The sequence below is a fragment of the Luteimonas pelagia genome (assembly GCF_054776035.1).
Map to the genome: position 1 here is coordinate 1,106,669 of NZ_BAAHCG010000001.1, position 6,317 is coordinate 1,112,985.

The following is a 6,317-nucleotide window of genomic DNA, read 5'->3' on the forward strand; positions in this document are numbered from 1 at the left end:
CCCGATGGCCCGGCCCGGCCGTCCACCATAGCCGACCACCCGCCGGGGCGCGGTGCCGCCCCGCCCGGGGCGCTCAGCGGCCCCTCAGCCAGGCCTTGGGATCGACCGGCTTGCCGGCGCGGCGCAGTTCGAAATAGAGCGCCGGCCGTCCCTGCCCGCCGGAATTGCCGACGCGGGCGACGGCATCGCCCTTCGACACATGGTCGCCCGCGTCGCGCAGCAGGGCGTCGTTGTGGGCGTACAGGCTCATGACGCCGCCGCCGTGGTCGACGATCAGGATCATCCCGTAGCCGTTCATCCAGTCCGCGAACACGACCTGGCCGTCGGCGACCGTGGCGACCTCGCTTCCGGCCGCCGCGCCGATCAGGACGCCGTCGCTGCGGCGGCCATCCGGAAGGGTGCCGCCGAAGCCGGCGATCATCGTGCCCGCGAGCGGCCAGCCCATGGCCGTGCTGAGGGCCGGGCCGCTGGCGAGGGCGGGCGCCGTCCGCGGGGCCGCGGGCGGCTCCTGGCGGGCGGCCAGGGCGCGCTCGCGTTCCCGGCGCTCCCGTTCGCGCCGCTCGCGCTCGGCGCGTTCGGCCGCGGCGCGCAGCTTCGCCAGCAACTGCTCGAGGGCCTTCGCATCCCGTCCCACCGCCTTCTCGCGCGCGGCGCGGTCGCGGTACCGGCCCTCGACGTCCGCGAGGACGTCCGCGCGGGCTTCGCGCGCGGATTCGAGTTCCGCCACCCGCGCCTGCTGGCCTTCGAGCGCGGTTTCCAGCCGGGCCTGCCGCGCGGCGATCTCGCGCTCGAGCGCGGCGAGCGCCTTCAGTTCCTCCGCGAGCCGCGCGATGCGGCGGGCACGGTCGCGCTGCAGGTAGCCGTGCCAGGCGAGCAGGCGTTGTCCGTCGGCGACGCGGTCCTGCGCCAGCAACAGTTTCAGCGGCGCGTCGTCGCCGAGCGTGTAGGCCGAACGCAGCAGGGTGGCGAGCGTCGCGCGCTGCGCGGACAGGTCCTCGCGCATCGCGGCGCGCCGGGGTTCGAGGTCGGCCAGCGCGGCGCGTTCGGCTGCGATCGCCGCCTGGGTCTCCGCCGCGGCGCGGGCCGCCTTCGCGACCGCCTCGTCCGCCGCGCGCAGGTCGCGTGCGGCTTCGCCGCGGGCGTTCTCCAGCTTGCGCCGGTCGGCCGCGATCGTCGCGAGTTCCCCACGCAGGCGCTCGAGGCGTTTCGTCGCCTCGGCCTGGTCCTGCGCGGCGAGTGGCATGCCCGCGAGCAGCGCGAGTGCCAGCCCGGCGAGCAGGCCGTGGCGGGCGAAGGCGGGGAGGCGCGGAGCCATCAGCCGGCCGGCGCCACCAGCAGGCTGCGCCCGCTCATCTCGTCCGGGCAAGGCAGGCCGAGCAGGTCGAGGATGGTCGGGGCGACGTCACGCAACGCGCCGCCCTCGCGCACCCGCGCATCGCGCGGGCCGGCGTACACGAACGGCACCGGGCCGACCGTATGCGCGGTATGCGGCTGGCCGGTCTCCGGGTCGCGCATCATTTCGAGGTTGCCGTGGTCGGCGGTCACCAGCAACGCGCCGCCCGCGGCGCGGACCGCGGCCTCGATGCGGCCCAGGGCGTGGTCCACCGCCTCGGCCGCCTTGACCGCGGCGGCCAGGTCCCCGGTGTGGCCGACCATGTCGGGGTTGGCGATGTTGCACACCACCACGTCCTGCGCGCCGCCTTCGATCTCCGCCACCAGGCGGTCGGTGAGCTCCGGCAGGCTCATCTCCGGTTGCAGGTCGTAGGTGGCCACCTTCGGGCTGGGCACCAGCACGCGTGACTCGCCCGCCCACTCGGCTTCGCGGCCACCGCTGAAGAAGAAGGTGACGTGCGCGTACTTCTCCGTCTCCGCGATGCGCAGCTGGCGCATGCCCTGCGCGGCCAGCACCTCGCCGAGGGTGTTGCGCAGTTCCTCGGGCGGATAGGCGACGGGGGCCGGCAGGCGCGCGTCGTACTCGGCCAGGCACACGAAGCGCGACAGCGCGGGCCGGCGCGCGTGGAAGCCGTCGAAGCCGGGATCGACGAAGGCGGCGGTGAGCTGGCGGGCACGATCGGCGCGGAAGTTGATGAAGACCATCGCATCGCCGTCGCGCACCGGCGCGCCGCCATCGACCACGGTGGGGGCCACGAACTCGTCGCCCTCGTCGCGCGCGTAGGCGGCTTCGAGCGCTGCGGTGGCGGACGTGGCGGCGTGGTCCGCACGGGCCTCGACGATGGCGTCCCACGCACGGCGCACGCGGTCCCAGCGCTTGTCGCGGTCCATGGCGAAGTAGCGGCCGGCGACGCTGGCGACGCGGGCGTTGCCGGCCCTGGCGCAGACGGCTTCGAGTGCCTCGAGGCTCGGCTTCGCCGAGCGCGGCGGCGTGTCGCGCCCGTCCAGGAACGCGTGCACCGCGACGCGTTCCACGCCCGCGCGACGCGCGAGCTCGAGCATCGCGTGCAGGTGCCGCTCGTGGCTGTGCACGCCGCCGGGCGAAACCAGCCCCATCAGGTGCAGCGTGCCGCCGGATTCGCGCGCCGCTTCGCAGGCGCCACGCAATTCGGGGTTGTCGAAGAAGCCGCCATCCTCGATCGCGGCGTCGATGCGCGTCAGGTCCTGGTAGACGATGCGACCGGCGCCCAGGTTCATGTGGCCGACCTCGGAATTGCCCATCTGGCCGTCCGGCAGGCCGACGTGGCGGCCCTCGGTGTGGATCAGCGCATGCGGCGCCCCGGACCACAGGCGGGTCCAGTTCGGCAGCTCGGCCTGCGCGAGGGCGTTGTCGGCCGGGTCGTCGCGATGGCCCCATCCGTCGAGGATCAGCAGGACGATGGGGCGCGGCAGCACGACGGGACGCGGGGGCGCGCTTCCGGGCGCTTGCGTGGAGCGTTCGGGCACGGTCGATCTTCCCAGTGACTTCAGACAGGTGACCGCGGCGCGGTGCGGTGCGATTGTACCCGGGCGACGCCTGCCCTCCCCTGCGTCCCGCCGCGCCATCCCGACGGAGAATTCCATGACCCGCACCGCCCTCGCCCTCGCCGCCGCGCTGCTCGTCGCGGCCACGCCCGCCTTCGCGCAGACCGACGTCGACAAGGTCAACGGCAGCATCGAGGCGGCCGCCGGCCAGGCCTACGGCAGCCTGACCACCGTCAACGGCAGCATCCGGATCGAAGCCGGTGCCACGGTGCAGGATGCCGAGACGGTCAATGGATCGATCCGCATCGCGGACGACGCCTCGGTCGGGTCGGCCGAGACGGTCAACGGCGGCATCCGCCTGGGCGAGAACGTGACGGTGCGCGGCGACCTCACCACGGTCAACGGCGGGATCTTCGTCGGCGGCCACGGGCGCGTCGGCGACGACATCGAGACGGTCAACGGCGCGATCGGCCTGGTCCGCACGGAGCTGGCCGGCGCCATCGCCACGGTCAACGGCGACATCACCGTCGGCGTCGGCTCGCACGTGCGCGGCGGGATCACCGTCGAGAAGCCGTCCAACAACTGGCTGCCGATCACCATCGGCAAGCAGCGCATCCCGCGCGTGGTGATCGGCCCCGACGCCCGTGTCGACGGCCCGCTGCGCTTCGAGCGCGAAGTGAAGCTGTACGTGCACACGAGCGCCCGCATCGGCCAGGTCACCGGGGCGACGCCCGTGGCCTACGACACGCCCCGCGCCCCGGCCGACTGAGCCATCGCGCGCCACGCGGCGCCGCGACATCGCGCCACCGCGTGAACGCATAGAATCGGGGGTTCCCATGCATGTGGAGCCCCCGATGATCCGATCCCGACACGCCGTCGCCGCACTCGCCGCGGCGCTCGCGCTCGCCGCCTGCGACCGCGACCCGGCCCCCGCGGCCGGGCAGGCCGCGCCGGCCGAGCCGGCCGCCAGCGCCGCCGGCACCCACGCCTTCACCCCCGCGATCACCGAGGCGGACTTCGCCGAGATGGTGCGCACCCTGTCGTCGGACGACTTCGAGGGGCGCGCGCCGGGCAGCGCAGGCGAGGAGAAGACGGTCGCCTACATCGCCGCGCAGTACGAGCGCCTGGGCCTGGCGCCCGGTGGCGAGAATGGCACCTGGTTCCAGACCGTGCCGATGGTCTCGACCACGGCCGACCCGGCCACCACCCTCACCATCACCGGCGACGGCGGCCAGGTCCATGAACTGGCCTTCGGCGAAGACATGGTGCTGAACACGCGCAGCGGCGAGGCCGAGGTGTCGGTCGCCGACAGCGAGCTGGTCTTCGTCGGCTACGGCGTCAACGCGCCCGAGCAGGACTGGAACGACTACGAAGGCCTCGACGTCGAGGGCAAGACGGTCGTGATGCTTGTCAACGACCCCGGGTTCCACGCAGAAGACGACGGCCTGTTCGAAGGCAACCGGATGACCTACTACGGTCGCTGGACCTACAAGTACGACGAGGCCGCCCGGCAGGGCGCGACCGCGGCGATCATCATCCACGACACCCCCGGCGCGTCCTACGGCTGGGACGTGGTGAAGAACTCCTGGTCCGGCGCGCAGTTCGACCTGCGCCCCGAGGACGACCCGGCGCCGCGGCTGCCCGCCCAGGGCTGGATCACCGGCGAGGTGGCGAAGCAGCTGTTCGCGGACGCGGGGCTCGAGCTCGACGACATGATCGCGGCCGCCAACAAGCGCGGCTTCAAGCCGGTGCCGCTGAAGGCGAAGGCCTCGTTCGACCTGTCCAGCACGATCGAGCAGAGTTCGTCGCGCAACGTCATCGGCGTGCTGCGCGGCAGCGAGGCGCCCGACGAGGCGGTCGTGTACATGGCCCACTGGGACCACCTGGGCAACCACGCCGAGGAAGGCGCGGATGCGCACGGCGCGGCCGACGGCGAGGACCAGATCTACAACGGCGCCGTGGACAACGCGACCGGCACCGCCGGCATCATCGAGATCGCGGGGGCCTTCGCGGGCCAGGAGCCGGCGCCGAAGCGTTCGGTGGTGTTCCTGGCGGTGACGCTGGAGGAGTCGGGCCTGCTCGGCTCGAAGTACTACGTGGCGCACCCGACCTTCCCGATGGAGAAGACGGTGGCGGCGATCAACCTCGACGCGATGAACGTGAACGGCCCGGCGAACGACATGGTCGTCGTGGGCAAGGGCAGTTCCGAGCTCGAGGACATCCTTGCCGGCATCACCGGCCCGCAGCAGCGCACCCTGGTGGAGGAGAGCAACCCGGCGGGCGGCTTCTACTTCCGCTCCGACCACTTCAATTTCGCCAAGGCCGGCGTGCCGTCGCTGTACGCGAAGGGTGGCGACGACCTGGTCGAGGGCGGCAGCGAGGCCGGCAAGGCCGCGGGCGCCCGCTACACCGCCGACCGCTACCACAAGCCGGGCGACGAGTTCGACCCGGACTGGAACTTGGCCGGCGTGCTCCAGGACCTGGAGACCCTTTACGCGGTCGGTCGCGAGATCGCCGAGGGCGACAGCTGGCCCGAGTGGTACGAGGGCAACCCGTTCCGCGCGACGCGGGAGGAGTCGCTGGCCGGAAAGCCGGAGTCCGAAGACGCCGACGAAGCGGACGCGTCCGCCAACGGGGCCGACGCGGGCTGACATCCGCACCGGCTGTCGAACCACGTGGACGGCGCCGCAAGGCGCCGTCTTCGTTTCCGGCTAGGCTCGGGCGAACTTCCATGGAGTCCGCGACGATGGCCATCGCCTACTGGTGCGTGCTGCTTGCCGCCTTCCTTCCCTACGCCTGGGTTGCGATCGCGAAATCGGGCGGCCGGCGGTATGACAACCGCGATCCGCGCGGCTGGCTCGCCCGCCAGGAGGATCCGCGCGTGCACCACGCGCACGCCGCGCACCTGAATGCATTCGAGGCATTCGCGCCCTTCGCCGCGGGCGTGCTGATGGCGCAATTCGCCGGCGTGGGCGAGGGACTGGTGGCGATGCTGGCGGTTGGCTTCATCGCCTTCCGCATCCTGCACGGGCTGTTCTACCTGTCCGGGCGGCACCTGCTGCGCAGCACCGCGTGGACCGGGGGATTCCTGTGCGCGCTTGGACTGATGGCCCTCGCGGCGCTGTCGCTGGCGACCGCCAGCTGACTTCGGGCGCGCGGCGCAATTCCGGGCATGCGGCAAGCGGCATACTCCCGCGTCGAGCGCCGGGTTAATGCGGAGCTTTCCAGCGAGTTTCCACACTGGTCGCCTTTCCGATTATCACGTCGGCGCAAAGAAAAACCCCGCCTTTTGGGCGGGGTTTTTGGTATGAAGCTCCTGGCGATGACCTACTCTTGCATGCGGATGCACACTACCATCGGCGCGGCTGCGTTTCACTTCCGAGTTCGGGATGGGATCGGGT

General features: G+C 72.4%; 5 protein-coding genes and 1 rRNA gene. 3 read left to right on the forward strand and 3 right to left on the reverse strand.

Annotated features, from left to right (window positions below):
• Nucleotides 1-73: 73 nt before the first annotated feature.
• The gene (locus tag ACYU7H_RS05070) at nucleotides 74-1,315 is read right to left on the reverse strand and encodes a murein hydrolase activator EnvC family protein (RefSeq protein WP_460812989.1); all 1,242 of its coding nucleotides are present in this window, start codon (nucleotides 1,313-1,315) and stop codon (nucleotides 74-76) included.
• Nucleotides 1,315-2,847 (reverse strand): 2,3-bisphosphoglycerate-independent phosphoglycerate mutase, encoded by a 1,533-nt coding sequence (gene gpmI, locus ACYU7H_RS05075; RefSeq protein WP_460812991.1) that lies wholly within the window; start codon nucleotides 2,845-2,847, stop codon nucleotides 1,315-1,317. The genes ACYU7H_RS05070 and gpmI overlap by 1 nt, the downstream gene beginning before the upstream one ends.
• 166 nt (nucleotides 2,848-3,013) lie before the next feature.
• Between gpmI and ACYU7H_RS05080 the strand changes: the two genes are divergently transcribed.
• From ACYU7H_RS05080 to ACYU7H_RS05090, 3 genes are all read left to right on the forward strand, one after another.
• Entirely contained in the window at nucleotides 3,014-3,685 is a 672-nt protein-coding gene (locus ACYU7H_RS05080; RefSeq protein WP_460812992.1) for a DUF4097 family beta strand repeat-containing protein, read from the forward strand.
• Between the two features lie 85 nt (nucleotides 3,686-3,770).
• A complete protein-coding gene (locus ACYU7H_RS05085) occupies nucleotides 3,771-5,567 on the forward strand; it encodes a M28 family metallopeptidase (protein WP_460812994.1) in 1,797 nt (598 codons plus the stop codon).
• Between the two features lie 80 nt (nucleotides 5,568-5,647).
• Nucleotides 5,648-6,061 (forward strand): MAPEG family protein, encoded by a 414-nt coding sequence (locus tag ACYU7H_RS05090; RefSeq protein ID WP_460812995.1) that lies wholly within the window; start codon nucleotides 5,648-5,650, stop codon nucleotides 6,059-6,061.
• Between the two features lie 169 nt (nucleotides 6,062-6,230).
• On the opposite strand, the gene rrf is transcribed toward ACYU7H_RS05090, so the two are convergent.
• Nucleotides 6,231-6,317, reverse strand: a 5S ribosomal RNA gene (rrf, locus tag ACYU7H_RS05095); the annotation flags it as partial.